This window comes from Nonomuraea sp. NPDC050202 (assembly GCF_040656115.1).
Classification (GTDB): Bacteria; Actinomycetota; Actinomycetes; order Streptosporangiales; family Streptosporangiaceae; genus Nonomuraea.
Genome location: NZ_JBFALF010000019.1, coordinates 74,783 through 88,967 on the forward strand (window position 1 = coordinate 74,783; position 14,185 = coordinate 88,967).

The 14,185-nt window shown below is 73.5% G+C and carries 12 protein-coding genes; 4 read left to right on the forward strand and 8 right to left on the reverse strand.

Going from position 1 to position 14,185, the window contains the following annotated elements:
* Positions 1–38 precede the first annotated feature (38 nt).
* Positions 39–584: a helix-turn-helix domain-containing protein gene (locus tag AB0I79_RS37910; RefSeq protein ID WP_357884146.1), complete on the reverse strand. Its 546-nt coding sequence runs from the start codon at positions 582–584 to the stop codon at positions 39–41.
* A gap of 101 nt (positions 585–685) precedes the next feature.
* Here AB0I79_RS37910 and AB0I79_RS37915 point away from each other — a divergent pair, with 101 nt between their 5' ends.
* Both AB0I79_RS37915 and AB0I79_RS37920 read left to right on the forward strand, forming a co-directional pair.
* A complete protein-coding gene (locus tag AB0I79_RS37915) occupies positions 686–2,251 on the forward strand; it encodes an MDR family MFS transporter (protein WP_357884148.1) in 1,566 nt (521 codons plus the stop codon).
* A gap of 44 nt (positions 2,252–2,295) precedes the next feature.
* Entirely contained in the window at positions 2,296–3,228 is a 933-nt protein-coding gene (locus AB0I79_RS37920; protein ID WP_357884150.1) for a GNAT family N-acetyltransferase, read from the forward strand.
* A 40-nt stretch (positions 3,229–3,268) separates the two neighbouring features.
* Here the strand turns inward: AB0I79_RS37920 and AB0I79_RS37925 are convergent, their stop codons facing one another.
* The 7 genes from AB0I79_RS37925 to AB0I79_RS37955 all read right to left on the reverse strand — a co-directional run bounded on the left by AB0I79_RS37925 (position 3,269) and on the right by AB0I79_RS37955 (position 9,786).
* Positions 3,269–4,561, reverse strand: coding sequence for an AAA family ATPase (locus AB0I79_RS37925; protein WP_357884152.1), 1,293 nt, complete (start codon positions 4,559–4,561; stop codon positions 3,269–3,271).
* Entirely contained in the window at positions 4,558–5,997 is a 1,440-nt protein-coding gene (locus AB0I79_RS37930; RefSeq protein WP_357884154.1) for a hypothetical protein, read from the reverse strand. The genes AB0I79_RS37925 and AB0I79_RS37930 overlap by 4 nt, the downstream gene beginning before the upstream one ends.
* A 49-nt stretch (positions 5,998–6,046) precedes the next feature.
* On the reverse strand, positions 6,047–7,177 hold the full coding sequence (locus tag AB0I79_RS37935; protein ID WP_357884156.1) for a hypothetical protein: 1,131 nt from the start codon (positions 7,175–7,177) through the stop codon (positions 6,047–6,049).
* Positions 7,174–7,944: a hypothetical protein gene (locus AB0I79_RS37940; RefSeq protein ID WP_357884158.1), complete on the reverse strand. Its 771-nt coding sequence runs from the start codon at positions 7,942–7,944 to the stop codon at positions 7,174–7,176. The genes AB0I79_RS37935 and AB0I79_RS37940 overlap by 4 nt, the downstream gene beginning before the upstream one ends.
* An 84-nt stretch (positions 7,945–8,028) precedes the next feature.
* Positions 8,029–8,715, reverse strand: a complete 687-nt coding sequence (locus AB0I79_RS37945) for a class I SAM-dependent methyltransferase (protein ID WP_357884160.1) — start codon at positions 8,713–8,715, stop codon at positions 8,029–8,031.
* A gap of 36 nt (positions 8,716–8,751) precedes the next feature.
* Positions 8,752–9,231 (reverse strand): ATP-binding protein, encoded by a 480-nt coding sequence (locus tag AB0I79_RS37950; RefSeq protein ID WP_357884162.1) that lies wholly within the window; start codon positions 9,229–9,231, stop codon positions 8,752–8,754.
* A gap of 195 nt (positions 9,232–9,426) precedes the next feature.
* Positions 9,427–9,786: a metalloregulator ArsR/SmtB family transcription factor gene (locus tag AB0I79_RS37955; protein WP_357884164.1), complete on the reverse strand. Its 360-nt coding sequence runs from the start codon at positions 9,784–9,786 to the stop codon at positions 9,427–9,429.
* Positions 9,787–9,967: 181 nt separating this feature from the next.
* Between AB0I79_RS37955 and AB0I79_RS37960 the strand changes: the two genes are divergently transcribed.
* Positions 9,968–11,926, forward strand: a complete 1,959-nt coding sequence (locus AB0I79_RS37960; RefSeq protein ID WP_357884419.1) for a heavy metal translocating P-type ATPase — start codon at positions 9,968–9,970, stop codon at positions 11,924–11,926.
* Between the two features lie 186 nt (positions 11,927–12,112).
* Entirely contained in the window at positions 12,113–14,182 is a 2,070-nt protein-coding gene (locus AB0I79_RS37965; RefSeq protein ID WP_357884166.1) for a SpoIIE family protein phosphatase, read from the forward strand.
* The last annotated feature ends 3 nt before the right edge of the window (positions 14,183–14,185 follow it).

Genomic DNA, 14,185 nt, shown 5'->3' on the forward strand with positions numbered 1-14,185 from the left:
CCCAATCGCACCTTTCGGACGGGAGGGGCCGAAAACCGCTATCGCTCCAGCAAGCGGTGGGCGACCTCCAGGCAGGCCTTGTGGATCTCCTCGTCGGAGAGCTCGCCCTCCTTCATCAGCCACTTGCCCGCGTGCAGGGCGAACAGCGCGAGCGAGTGGCTGAGACGCTCGGCGGGCGGGGCGCCCGGCTCGCTGATCTCCGATGTGAGCTGCACCATGCGCTCGCGGATCTTGATCAGCGTCGGGTGGTCGCGCAGCGCCGTCTGGTTGCGCTCCAGGAACCTGGCGATGCCGAGATGCCGGGTCGCCCGGACGTTGTCGGCGTAGCGATCGACCAGCTCGCGCCGCGTCTCGGGGGTCTTGGGCCGGCTCCTGACCCAGGCGAGCAGCTCGTCCAGCTCGGTCAGGCGCTGCTCGACCAGGCTCGCCACGATGTCGTCCTTGGTCTTGAAGTGGTAGTAAAGAGCGGCCTTCGTCACGCCGAGCTCCTCGGCGATCTCCCGCAGGGAGGTCGCCTCGTAGCCCTGCTCCGTGAACAGCCTCAGCGCGATCTCCTGAATCCGGGTTCGCGTGTCTTCCCGCACTTCGCACCTTTTCTACTTGACGGCCGGCAAGTAAGTATCTACCTTATTCTACGCTTGCCGGTCGGCAAGTAAGCAAATATTCAACCTTGTGGGGGTAAAGGGTGGCGGAGAGCGTCGGACGCCGCCGTGAGGTCATGGTCGTCCTGCCAGGCCTCATGCTCGCGATGGTGCTGGCCATGCTGGACAACATGATCGTGGGCACGGCCATGCCGCGCATCGTGGGGGAGCTCGGCGGGCTGACCTACCTGTCCTGGGTCGTGACGGCGTACGTGCTGGGCACGACCGTCTCCACCCCGATCTGGGGCAAGATCGGCGACCTGTACGGGCGCAAGAACATCTTCATCATCTCGATCGTCATCTTCATGGCCGGCTCGGTGCTCTGCGGCATGGCCGGCTCCGCGATGTTCGGCGGCCCCGAGGGCGGCATGGCCGAGCTGATCGCCTTCCGGGCGGTGCAGGGCCTGGGCGCGGGCGGCCTCATGGTGAACGTCATGGCCATCATCGGCGACCTGGTGCCGCCCCGCGAGCGCGGCCAGTACCAGGGCATCACGGCCGGCGTCATGTCGCTGGCCATGATCGCCGGGCCGCTGGTCGGCGGCTTCATCACCGACCACCTCGACTGGCGCTGGGCCTTCTACGTGAACCTGCCCGTCGGCGCCGTCGCGCTGGTGCTGATCATCGCCAAGCTGCACCTGCCGCCCGTCGACAGGACGGACGTGCGCATCGACTGGGCGGGCGCGGCCCTGCTGTCGATCAGCATCACCGCGATGGTGCTCATCACGACCTGGGGCGGCAACGACTACGCCTGGGGCTCGTGGCAGATCCTCGCCCTGGCCGCGCTCGCCCTGCTCACGCTGGCGGCGTTCATCCTGGTCGAGCGGCGAACCGCCGAGCCGATCATGCCGCTGCAGCTCTTCCGCAACCGCAACTTCACGCTGATCTCCGTCATCGGCTTCCTGCTCGGCTTCGCCATGTTCGGCGCGATCAACTTCCTGCCGCTGTTCCAGCAGCTCGTGCAGGGCGCCACCGCCACCAACTCCGGCCTGCTGATGCTGCCCATGATGGGCGCCGCCATGGTCGTGTCGATCTTCGTGGGCCGGGCCATCACCAGCACCGGCAAGTACAAGATCTACCCGGTGATCGGCGGCGCCGGCATGGTCGCCGGCATGTGGCTGCTGTCCACCATGCACGTCGCCACGCCGTCCTGGGAGACCGGCCTCTACATCGCGGTGCTCGGCCTCGGCATGGGCTTCCTCATGCAGACCACGATGCTCATCGCGCAGAACAGCGTCGAGCAGCGGGACCTCGGCGTCGCCAGCAGCGCCAGCACGTTCTTCCGCTCCATCGGCGGCTCGTTCGGCGTCTCCCTGTTCGGCGCGATCTTCAACAACCACCTGCTGTCGGAGCTGACCGCCCGGTTCGGCGAGCGGGCGGCGGCGGGCATGGCCGGGAACGGCGCCAGGATGGACCCGGCGGCGGTCGCCCAGCTTCCCGCCGCGACGCGCACCGGGCTGCTGGAGTCGCTGGCGTCGTCCATCTCCGGCGTGTTCTGGTGGGCCATCGCGTTCGCCGTGGTCGTGCCGGTGGCGGCCGTGTTCGTCAAGGAGATCCCGCTGCGCGGCGCCGGCCCTTCCGTGGAGAAGGCGGCCACCCAGGCGGCCGGCTGAAAAATGGGAGGCGCAGGAAGGGCGCCTCCAGGACAATCCTCCCCATGCACACCATCCGCCGGCCCCGCGTGGACGACGCCGCGGCCATCCACGAGCTCGTCGCCACGTGCGACACGGCCGTCATCGGCGCCCCGGACTCGACGCTGGAGGACATCGCCGACGAGCTGGTCGAGCCGGGCTTCGACCGCGACAGGGACGCCTGGCTGGCCCACGACGCCGGAGGCCGGCTCGACGGGTGGGCCTGGGCGTGCCGCAACGGCGACAGCGACCTCGTGGACGTGGAGGTCATCGTCAGGCCCGGCGTGAGCGGGCTGGACGGCGAGCTGTGGCCCGCCGTGCTGACCCGGGCGGCCGAGCTGGGCGAGGAGCGCGGCCACGACGCCGTCACCCTGCACGTGGGCGTCTACCGCGGCGACGAGGCCAAGCGGGCGCGGGTGCAGGCGCTGGGCTTCGGGCCGGGCACGAGCTACCACCGCATGCGCATCGACCACCACGGCCCCGTCGAGCCGCCCGCCGCGCTCCCGGGCCTCACCCTGCACCCGGGGGAGGACGAGGAGGTGCGGCGCGAGGCGTACCGCGTGCACCAGGAGGGGTTCGCCGAGCACTTCGGCTTCGTCCCCGTCAGCTACGAGCAGTGGTACGAGCGCAGGCAGGCCTCCAGCGCGACCGACTGGAGCCAGCTCACGCTGGCCCGCCTGGGCGGGCGGCCCGCGGCGGTGCTCATCGGCAACAACCAGTTCCTGTCCGACGAGAACTGCGGGTACGTGGCCACGCTCGCCGTGCTGCCCGAGCACCGGGGCAGAGGGCTGGGGCGGTTCCTGCTGCGGCACGCCTTCGCCGCCGACGCCGCCCGCGGCCGCAAGGGCACGATCCTGCACGTCGACTCCAACAACACCACCCCGGCGCTCGGCCTGTACGAGTCGGCGGGCATGCGCCTGGTCATGGCCATCGACGTCTGGCAGCGCCGCCTGCCCTAGCCGCGCCTGCCCTGGACGCGCCTGCCCTGGACGCGGCCGGTCAGACGCGGTGCCTGGCCAGGTGTTCCAGCACCGACTGGTTGGCCTCCCAGCCGTCGGGGAACTTCACCGGCACGCCGAGCTGCACCGGCTCCGCCGACGGGTGCGCGTCCAGCAGCTCGGCGATGCCCGCCCTGGCCACCACCACGCACGCGTGCCGGTGCCGTGACGCCAGCACGCACAGCCGTCCGGACTCCAGGTGGAAGGCCGTGGCGTCCCTGCGGCCCGACAGCGGGTGCAGCACGATCGTCACGTCGTACTCGCGGCCCTGCAGCCGGTTGGCCGTGTCCACGGTGATCTCCGCCGGCAGGCCCGCCGCCCGGATGGCGGCCACCTGGTCCCGGTGCGCCGCCCCGACCGCGATCCGGTCCGCCGTCACCGGCCGCTCGCCCTGCTCGGAGCCGGCCACCGCGCCCCGCTGCAGCAGCCGCTCGGCAAGCTTCGCCACCGCCTGAACGGCCTCGCCGTCGGTCCGCACGGTGTGCCGGTTCGGCAGCTCCAGCAGCGCCCATCCCGAGCGGGCCGCCTCCTCCAGCGCCCGGTCGTGCACGCCGCCCAGGCCGCCGGTCGACAGCTCCAGCCATCGGTCGCCGTGATCGGTGCCGGAGCGGAACCCGGTGAACGGGTAGAACGCCTGCGACACCACCGGCGCCGCCGACGCGGGCAGCCGCCACGAGACAGGCAGCCGGTGCACCGGCAGGTCGGGGTTGTGCCGCAGCAGCACCGACACGGCGCTCTGCAGCGGGTCCCACGACAGCCCCGACCAGCGGTCGCCGTCCACGATCGAGAACGGGTCGAGCTGCCCGGGGTCCCCCACGAACAGCGCCCGCTCGAACAGTCCCGCGATCCGCAGCAGCTTGTCCGAGCGCATCTGGTACGCCTCGTCCACGATCGCCCACGGCCACGCCCGGTCGCCGATCCACGCCCATTTGTCGGCCGTGGCGATGACGATGTCCGGATCGCCCAGGTCCTGGATGCGGGTGCCGACCCGGACGCCGGGCAGCTCCAGCATGCGCAGCGGCGGCACGTAACCGCCGGCCGACAGCCGGCCCACGGTCAGGTGCGGGTGCTTGTCGCAGATCCTGGCCACCAGGTCGTCGACCTGCTCGTTGGTCTGCGCCACGATCATCAGCGGCTCGCCGGTGGCCGCGATGTGCGCCGCCGCCCGCACCACCAGCGTGGACTTGCCCGCACCCGGCGGCGAGTCGACCACCACGCCGCGATGGCGGGGCAGGTCGGCCAGCACGTTCCTGATGACCTGCTCGGGGCCGATCGTCGGCTGCTCGGCGGTCACGACCACTCCTCCTGGGCGTCCTCGTCGTCGGGCACGTACTCCTGCGGCGGGCCGCCGTGCGTCCACGGCGTGGCCTCGGGCTCGGGCAGGGCGGGCGAACCCTGGAAGTCGTCGGTCAGCGAGGTGTAGCAGACCCGCTCGCCGACCTCGGGCACCGCGCCGGGCGCCGCCGTCCTGCCCCGGCCCATCCCCTTGGTGATCTTCAGGGTGACCAGGCCCTCGGCGGCCTCGACCAGCTCCGCGCCCTGGCTGCGGCGCTGCGGGGTGCCCAGCGACGTGCCGGGCGGCAGGCGTACGGGATCGTCGGTCTTGATCACCACCAGCGGGCGGAGCTTGCGCGAGCGGCCCTCGCCCTCGGTGTTGTCGGGCACCGTCTCGATCACCTCGCCCGCGAACGCCTCGCCGGTGAGCCGGTACTCGGCCATCACCAGAGGGTCGTCGTAGGCGCGCTGCACGTCGTAGGCGGCCTGGGCGCGCTCCATGCGGGCCAGCCTGGCCGCGGCGGCCACCGCGCCGTCGCGCCGCGCCTGTGGCGGCGCGCCCTCGGCGATGTGCACCGCCATGCCGCTGAACGAGCCGCGGTCCTGCTCCCACCGCTGCGCCACGCTCGCGCCCTCGGGCAGCGCGGCCAGCAGGTCGATCGCCTGCCACATGAGCCGCCACGTGGGCTCCAGCTGGGTACGCAGCGCCTCGGTGATGCGCCCGGTGAGGAGTTCCGGCGACTCGCTGTCCATCGCCGGGGCGAGCACCTCGGCGTCGAACCCCGGGTCGGTGGCCGGGCCGGCGGGCGGCCAGACCAGCGGGTCCTCGGCCTCGTCGCTCGGCCCCGTGGTGATCCAGGCCAGCAGCGCGGCCAGGTTCGCGTCCTCCAGCGAGCTCTGCCCGCTGGCCCAGTGGCGGCCCAGCTCCTCGGTGGCGGCCAGCATCAGCGACGAGCCCGGGTACGCCGCCCGCTCCCCGAGATACGTCAGCCACCGCCCGAGCAGCGGCACCCACTCGGGCACCGGGTAGGGCCCGTCGGTGCGGCGGAAGCGGGTCGAGCGGCCGAGCAGCCGGGTGAAGGCCACGCCCCCCTGGTTCGGGACGATGAGCTGCGGCGCCTCGATCGCCCGCTCGTACGGGTCGGCGTTCTTGCGCTCCACCGTCTCGGTGTCGTTCATGAAGCCCTCGATGTAGGGCAGCAGCACCCCGGCCAGCTCGGCGGCCCAGGCGAAGCGCAGGTCGCGGTTGCGCGGCTGGGTGACCACGAGCAGCCGCGGCCGGTCCCGGTCGGTGCCGAGCATCGCGGCCAGCGGCGCGGCGGCCTCGCCCGACAGCTTGAGCGGGATGAACACCATGGGACGCTCGGACAGGTGGCAGTGCCTGACGGTCGCGACGGGCTGCGCGATGCCCTCGTCCAGGGCGCGCAGCCGGGCTAGCGAGGTCAGCAGGCTCATGTCGGGCGTCTCCGCGACGGGCGGGCGGTCGGCGGCTTCGGCGGCGGGCTCAATTCAGGCACTCCCTGCGCAGGCGTTCGGCGTTGCGGAGCAGCCGGGCGATCTCCTCCTGCCCCTCGGCCGGGTCGCGGGACCCGTCGGCCAGGCCCAGCGCCTCGGCCACCGAGGCGACCCCGCCCAGCTCGTCGCGCACCTGCCGGCCCAGCAGGTCGGACGCGCCCTCCTGCCGGGCCTCGTCGCGGCAGAAGAAGCACAGGTCGCACGTGGACAGGCAGTCGGGCGCGTAACGGGCGGTGGTCCTGTGCAGCGCGTCGGCCAGCTCGGCCACCGGCCTGGTCGGCCGGCCGTCCTCGTCGGGCCGCAGGTCGAAGGTGAGATCGTCGGGCAGACCGTCGAGCAGCCGGTCGAGCGAGGTCATCCGGGCGAGCTGGCGGCGCAGCACCGCGAGCTGCTTGCGCACGTCGACCAGGGTCGCGACCGGCCGGTTGGCGAAGTTCTCCGGGCAGACCAGCACCACGTCGTGGGAGACCTGCAGCGGGTCGTGGCCCAGCTCCTCCAGCAGGTTGCGCAGCGCCAGCACGTACACCGCCGCCTGCCGCGCGGCCGCGGCCACCGCCGACGGGTCGGCCTGCCCGTCGATCACCGCGAACGACTTGATCTCCACGATGTGGAAGCGCCCGCCGAGCTGGAAGGCCACCACGTCCGGCTCCAGGTAGGCGGTGTGGCCGGCGATCTGCAGGCTGAGCAGCGGGTGGTCGTACAGGGTGCCCGCGTCCTGGCCCTCGCGCGCCGCCCGGTCGAACAGCGCCCTGGTGTGCGCGTGGCGCAGGTGGGCGCCGACGTTCTCCACGTCGTGGTAGGACACCTCGGCGACGGGCAGGCCGAGCACCTCGCGCAGCATGCGCAGCAGCTCCGCGCAGCCGTCGGCCTTGACCAGCGCCTCGAACATGTTGCCGCGCGTGATCGCGAACGGCGACTGGCCGAACGGCGCCGGGAACCCGAGGTGCCGGGCGGCGGCGTCCTTGGCGATGCCGGCGCCGTCCATGAGGGCGCGGCGGGTGCAGCCGGGGTTCGCGGCCAGGGCCGCGATGGCGCGCGCGTCGTGTGGCTGCTGCGGCGTGGTGCCCCGCAACGCCTCCAGCCGGTACACGTGGTCGCCTTCGCGCTTCAAGCCGCTCACTTGGCCTTCTCCTTCTTGATCGTGCTCAGCGTAGCGGCGCCGAACAGCCGCGCGGCGTCACCGAGCTGCGCGGTGGCGCGTTCTGCCAGCTCGGCGCGATCCCGCGTGTCGCGATCCGCGTGCACGCGCAGCTCGGCGCGGGCCGCCTCGGCCACCCGCGCGGGGTCCGGCGGGCCGAGCGTGCCGTCGCCGGCGCCCGGGATGTTCCTGGCCATCCTGACCAGTAAGCGTTGCGCCCGCTCGTCGTCGGAGTCCTGTTCCGCCACGGCGATGGCGCAGGTCAGGAAGTCGACGCGGGGGCTGAGCGGGCCGACCACGCGCCGTTCCAGCGGCCAGGTGCTGAGCGTGAGCAGGCCGCGGGCGGGGGAGAGGCGGTCGGTGAGCGCGGCGCACAGGTAGTACGGCCGCCCGAACGGTGAGGACCGGAACGAGCGCTCCTCGTCCCTGCGCACGCTGGTGAGCTGGCTGCTGCGGATGGTGCCGCCGAAGAACGCGTCGCTGACGGCCACGATCAGCCGGGGCTGGGCGGCCGCCCCCAGCAGCCGCAGCCCCTGATGCACCTGCTCGCGCACGGTGACCAGTGTCGGCGGCTCCTCCTTGGCCTGCGGCTGCCGGCCGCTGACCAGGGCGTCCCAGGCGCGCTCCGCGCTGCGCAGCTCGGCCCGCAGGACGCGGGCGGTCGCGCCGTCCCTGACCCGCATCGCCTTGCGCACGCCGGCCCGCAGCTCGTCGATCCGCCGTTCGAGATCGTCCAGCCGGTCACTCATGGCGCGACTGTACCAGCCGTCCCAGCATTTTCCAGTATTTCTGGAATAATTGGATCTACATCGTAAAGGCGTCCGGTCCGGTGATCACGCGGGGACGGCCACCACCCACGTGCGGTCCTCGGTGAGGAAACGGTCCAGCCGCAGCCCCTCGGCCTCCAGCGCGGCGGCCAGCTCCCCGTCGGTGAGCCGTCTGGAGGAGAACGACTGGGTCCACACCTGCTCCTCGCCGTCCTCGCCGTACGTGTACCGCATGGTCGCGTGGAAGACGCCGGGCGACACCTCCTGGACGGCCGCCATCGTGATCGAGACGTCACCGTCCTGGCGGCCCATGCCCACGTGCCAGCGGTCGTGCGCCTCGGCCGGCATCCACTGGATCAGCACCGCGCCGCCCGGCTTGACGTGCCGCGTGCAGGCCGCCAGCAGCGCGTGCCGGGAGGCGTCGTCGGCCGTGTTCACCAGCTGGGAGGCCAGCATCACCGTGTCGAAGCGCTCGCCGAGCCGCAGCTCCTGCACCCGGGCGGCCACCGTGCGCGCGCCGCGCACCCGCGCCAGCATCTCGGGCGACTCGTCCACGGCCACCACGTCGAAGCCCAGGTCGATCAGCGGGTGCGTGACCCTGCCGACGCCGCAGCCCAGCTCCAGCACGGAGCCGGCGGGCGGGGTCACCTGCGCGACGATCTCGGGCTCGGCGCCGGCCCTGAGCCTGCTGTAGAACTCGACGGGGGATCCGTCAGGCGTGATCGGGCCGGGGCCCGTTCCTGTGTTCCGCATACGTCGAACCTAGCTCCGCATCGACGCGGCGGGCGATCAGCTCCTGGTCGTCTGCAGGCTGCGGCCTCCGTCCCGGTCCCTGCCGTTCGCCGGGCTGTTCACTGGGGCGTTCGCCGGGCCCTGCGCCGGGCTCCGGTCGCGTACCCGCAGGCTCAGCAGCGAGCCCCGCTCGCCGCGTTCCAGCACGACCTCGTCGCACAGGTGCTGGATCATCCACAGGCCGTAGCCGCTGGAGGCCGTGTGGTCGAGTTCGGCCGCGGCGAGGTGGTCGTGGGTCAGCAGGCCGGCGAAGTCGAGGACGTCCACGACGACCTGGCCGTCGGTGGCGCGCGCGGTGACGATGCCCGCCTTGCCGCCGTGGTCCAGCACGTTGGTGACCGCCTCGTTCACGGCCAGCACCAGATCCTCGAGCCGCCGGTCAGGAAGGCCGCTGTGGCGGCTGTGCAGGCGCACCAGATCCCTGATCAGGCCGAGGTCGGCCGTGATGGGACACCGTAGTTCGAACTCGAAAACCATGACCATTCTGCCCGCCGAGGGCCGGGGAGAAAGTCCGCGGGCCCTGTTCCAGCTTTCCCCGCTGGAGATCGGCAAACGTCGGCGTCCTCTCCGGCTCCCGTCCTGGGCCGGCCGGTAGCGGGCTGCCGCATCGCCTCCTGGACCCTGTGGGCCGTCCTTCGAAGAACGCGGCGCCATCGCGCTCGACCGGGGTGGTCAGGCGTGGCGGGTGGCGGGGGCGTGCCCGGCGGGCTCTTCCCGGTCGATGTGGTCGGCGTGGTACAGGCCCTGGGTCAGGAGCCGGCGCACGTGCTCGTCGGCCGCGGTGTAGTAGACGAACGTGCCCTCCCGCCGCCCCTTGACCAGCCCCGCCAGGCGCAGCTTGGCCAGGTGCTGGCTGACCGCGGCGGGAGCGGCGTCGGCCAGCTCGGCCAGGCAGGCCACGGAGGACTCGCCCTGCAGCAGGGCCCAGAGGATCTTGATCCGGGTGGGGTCGGACAGGAGCCGGAACGACTCCGCGGCCAGATGCACCTGCTCCTCGGTGGGCATGTCGAAGTCCGGCAGCGACGTGTGCATGCCGCCAGCATAGCTCCAAGCCTTCCTGCTTGCGTATCTGCGTGTATGCGCATATACGATGCCACGCGTGGATACTGATCTGAGAGCCGACTCGCGACCGCGCCCCGGCAGCCCCGGCCGGCCCGCAGCCCCGGGCCGCGCCGCACCGTCGTGGTGGCGGGGCGCGTGGACTCTGCCCGAGGTGCGCTGGGCCGCGGCGGCGACCGCGTTGTTCGCGCTCGGCGGGGCCGCCCAGCTCGCGGGCGCGCCGCCCTGGCTGTGGTGGGGGCTCTACCTGGCCTGCTACGCCGCCGGCGGCTGGGAGCCCGGCTGGTCGGGGCTGCGCGCCCTGCGCGAGCGGACGCTGGACGTGGACCTGCTCATGGTCGTCGCGGCGATCGGCGCCGCGGCCATCGGGCAGGTCTTCGACGGGGCGCTGCTCATCGTCATCTTCGCCACCTCCGGCGCGCTGGAGGCCGTCGCCACCAAGCGCACCGAGGACTCCGTACGCGGCCTCCTCGACCTGGCCCCCGACCGCGCCACCCGGCTCACCGACGCGGGCGAGGAGCCGGTGGAGGCGTCGGCTCTCGAGGTCGGCGACCTGATCCTGGTACGCCCCGGCGAGCGGATCGGCGCCGACGGGCAGGTGGTCGGCGGTATCAGCGAGGTGGACCAGGCCGGCATCACCGGCGAGGGGCTGCCCGTGGACAAGGGGCCGGGCGACGAGGTCTTCGCGGGCACCCTGAACGGCACCGGCGCCCTGCGCGTACGGGTCACCCGGCCCGCGTCGGACACCGTGATCGCGCGGATCGTGTCCCTGGTGGCGCGGGCGAGCGCGACCAAGGCCAGGACGCAGCTGTTCATCGAGAAGGTGGAGCAGCGCTACTCCGTGGTCATGGTCGCGGCGACCGTCGCGCTGTTCGCGGTCCCGCTGCTGTGGGGCGTGCCGCCGCAGGACAGCCTGCTGCGCGCGATGACGTTCATGATCGTGGCCTCGCCGTGCGCGGTGGTGCTGGCCACCATGCCGCCGCTGCTGGCCGCGATCGCCACCGCCGGCCGGCACGGGGTCCTGGTCAAGTCCGCCGTGGTCATGGAACGGCTCGGCACCGTCGACCGGACGGCCTTCGACAAGACCGGCACGCTGACCGAGGGGCGGCCGCAGCTCGGCGCCGTCCGCGGGCTGGCAGGTGCGGGCATGGGGGAGGACGAGCTGCTCGCCCTGGCGGCTGCGGCGGAGGTCGGCTCGCAACATCCGCTCGGCCGTGCGGTGGTGCGGGCCGCGCGGGAGGCGGGGCTGGCGATCCCGGAGGCCGAGGAGTTCGGCTCGGCGCCAGGGCGAGGCGTCCGCGCCCTGGTCGGCGGCCGCCTGGTCGAGGTCGGCAGCCCCGCCCGGCTGCTGACGGGCCCGGCCGCGAGCCCGGCTCCGGTCTCAGGTGCCGAGGGCGGGGGTCTCGGCCGGTTCGGCGAGGCCGGCGGCGCGGTGCGGGGCCCGGTCGCGAGCGAGGTGGAGAGCGTCGTCGCCGAGCTCGAGAGCGATGGTTTCAGCGCGGTCGTGGTGCTGGTGGACGGGGTGCCTGCGGGGGTGCTCGCCCTGTCCGACCGCGTGCGGCCGGGAGCCGCCGGAGCCGTCGCGCGCCTGCGGGACCTGACCGCGGCCCCGCCGGTGCTGCTCACCGGGGACAACGCCCCGGCCGCCCGCAGGGTCGCCGCCGAGGTCGGCATCGGCGACGTCCGCGCGGGGCTGCTGCCCGAGGACAAGGTGGCCGCGGTGCACGACCTCCAGGCGAACGGCGGCCGCCTGGCCCTCATCGGCGACGGCGTCAACGACGCGCCCGCCATGGCCGCCGCCCACATCGGCCTGGCCATGGGCGGCACCGGCTCGGACCTGGCCCTGGACACCGCCGACGCCGTGCTCACCCGCGACGAGCCGGCCGCCGTGCCCGCCGTGCTCGCCCTGGCCCGCAGGGCCCGCCGCCTGGTCGTGGCCAACCTCGTCATCGCCGCCACGTTCATCGGCGTCCTGGTCGCCTGGGACCTGTTCGGCGACCTGCCGCTGCCCCTGGGCGTGGCCGGCCACGAGGGCTCCACGGTCCTGGTCGGCCTCAACGGCCTGCGCCTCCTGCGCGACGCGGCCTGGCGGCGCGCGGCCAACTCCGGCTGACCCCCTGCGCGACGCGGCCTGGTGGTGCGCGGCGAACTCCGGCTGACCCCCCTGCGCGACAGGTCAGGCGGCGCCGAAACCGCGCCGACCTATCCGCACATGTCGGGACAAGGCTTGGTCAAGGGAGGGTTGTCGCAGGTGGGCGCGGCTATTCTGGGGCTCGGTGAGGCTCGCTCACGAGCACGGATGGGTGATGACATGGGCGCACCCGGCAGCGACACAAGAGACGCGTTTCCGGCGGTCGCCGTGATCGACGGCGAGGGCGTCATGATCGGCTGGACGCGGGCCGCCGAGGAGCTCACCGGCTACCCCGCCGCCGACATCCTCGGCCGCCCGGTGACGACCCTCCTCCTGCCCGCCGGCCCCGAGCAGCCGGCCACCCGCGCGGCCCCGGACCAAGGGCCGTCCGGCCGTCCGTCCGGCGGCGAGTGGCCCGGCACGCGGGAGACGAAGGCCGGGCTGGTGGAGGTGCGGCGGCGGGACGGCGAGCGGATCGTCGTGCGCGCCGAGGTCGCCCCGCTGGCCACCGCGCGGGCGGGGGAGTCCTGGCTCGTCTCGGCCGTTCTCGCCGCCGACGACCTGTCCGGCGGCACGGGCTCCCTGCTGGAGGCGCTCATCAGCCACTTCCCCGTCGCGATGGCCATCTGGGACGGGGAGCTGCGCTGCGTCTGGCTGAACGCGGCGGCCGAGCACCTGGAAAGCGTCTTCCCCCACTACCGCGTCGGCCGCGCCCTGACGGACCCCATCCCGGGCACGGACACCGAGGCCGCGCAGGAGGCGATGCGCAAGGTGCTCGCCGACGGCACCCCCATGATCGACCGCGAGGCCCGCTGGGCGTCACCCGACAGGCGCGAGGAACGTACGCTGTCCACCTCGCTGTTCCGCCTGGAGGGCCTGGACGGGCAGCCGCTGGGCGTGTGCTCGCTGGCCCTGGACATCAGCCGCAGCAGGGCGAGAGACCGCCTGGCCCTGCTGCGCGAGGCCAGCGTGCGCATCGGCAGCACGCTCGACATCAGGAAGACCGCGCAGGAGCTGGCCGACCTGGCCGTGCCGGTCCTGGCCGACTACGTGACCGTCGACCTGTCCGATGCGACGCTCCCCGACGCCGAGCCGCTGCAGCGCCTGGCCGCCACGGAAGCCAGCATCCCCGTCTTCCGGCGGGCCGGCGTGGCCTCCGTCCACGACGGGATCCCCGAGTCGCTGTGGGCGCTCGGGGAGGCCGTGTTCGTGCCGCCCGGCTCCCCGTTCACGGAGGTGCTGGCCACGCGGCGGCCCCACTTCGAGGCCGTGCTGGACACCTCGCCCGGCACCTGGCTCGCCCGGGACCCGGACCGGGCGCGGATCATCCACGGCACCGGCATGCACACCCTGATCATCGTCCCGCTGGAGGCGCGCGGCGACATCCTCGGCGTGGCCGTGTTCGTCCGCAACGCCAACCCGGCCCCGTTCACCAGGGACGACCTGGTCCTGGCCGAGGAGCTGGTCGCGCGGGCCGCGCTGAGCCTGGACAACGCGCGCCAGTACACGCGCGAGCGCACCACCGCGCTGGCGCTGCAGCGCGACCTGCTGCCGCGGGCCCTGTGCGGCGGCGCCGCCGTCGAGGTGGCCTCCCGTTACCTGCCCTCCGGCGTGCACGAGGGCGTCGGCGGCGACTGGTACGACGCCATCCGCCTGCCCGGCGCCCGGATCGCCCTGGTCGTCGGCGACGTGACCGGCCACGGCATCCACGCCGCCGCCACCATGGGACGCCTGCGCACCGCCGTGCGCACGCTGTCGTACCTGGAGCTGCCCCCGGACGAGCTGCTCGCGCACCTCGACCGGCTGGTGGCCGACGACGCCTGCGGCGATCTCGACGTCACCGGCGCCACCTGCCTGTACGCGATCTACGACGCCGCGACCCGGCGCTGCACCATGGCCGCCGCCGGGCACCCGCCGCCCGCGGTGGTGACCCCGGCGGGCGAGGTGACGTTCCCGCCGCTGCCCAGCGGCACCCCGATCGGCCTCGGGCTGGGCTCGTTCGAGTCCCACGACCTCCACCTGGCCGCCGGGACCGTGCTCGCCCTCTACACCGACGGCCTGATCGAGACGCGCCAGGCCGACCTCGACGCGGGCATGGCCAGGCTGGGCACGGCCCTGGCCGGCGCGGCGACGCTGCCGACGCTGGAGAGCCTGTGCGCCGCCGTGATCGGCGCCGTCGTGGGCGACGGCCCCGCCGAGGACGACATCGCCCTGCTCATGGCGCGCACCCGCGCGTGAGGC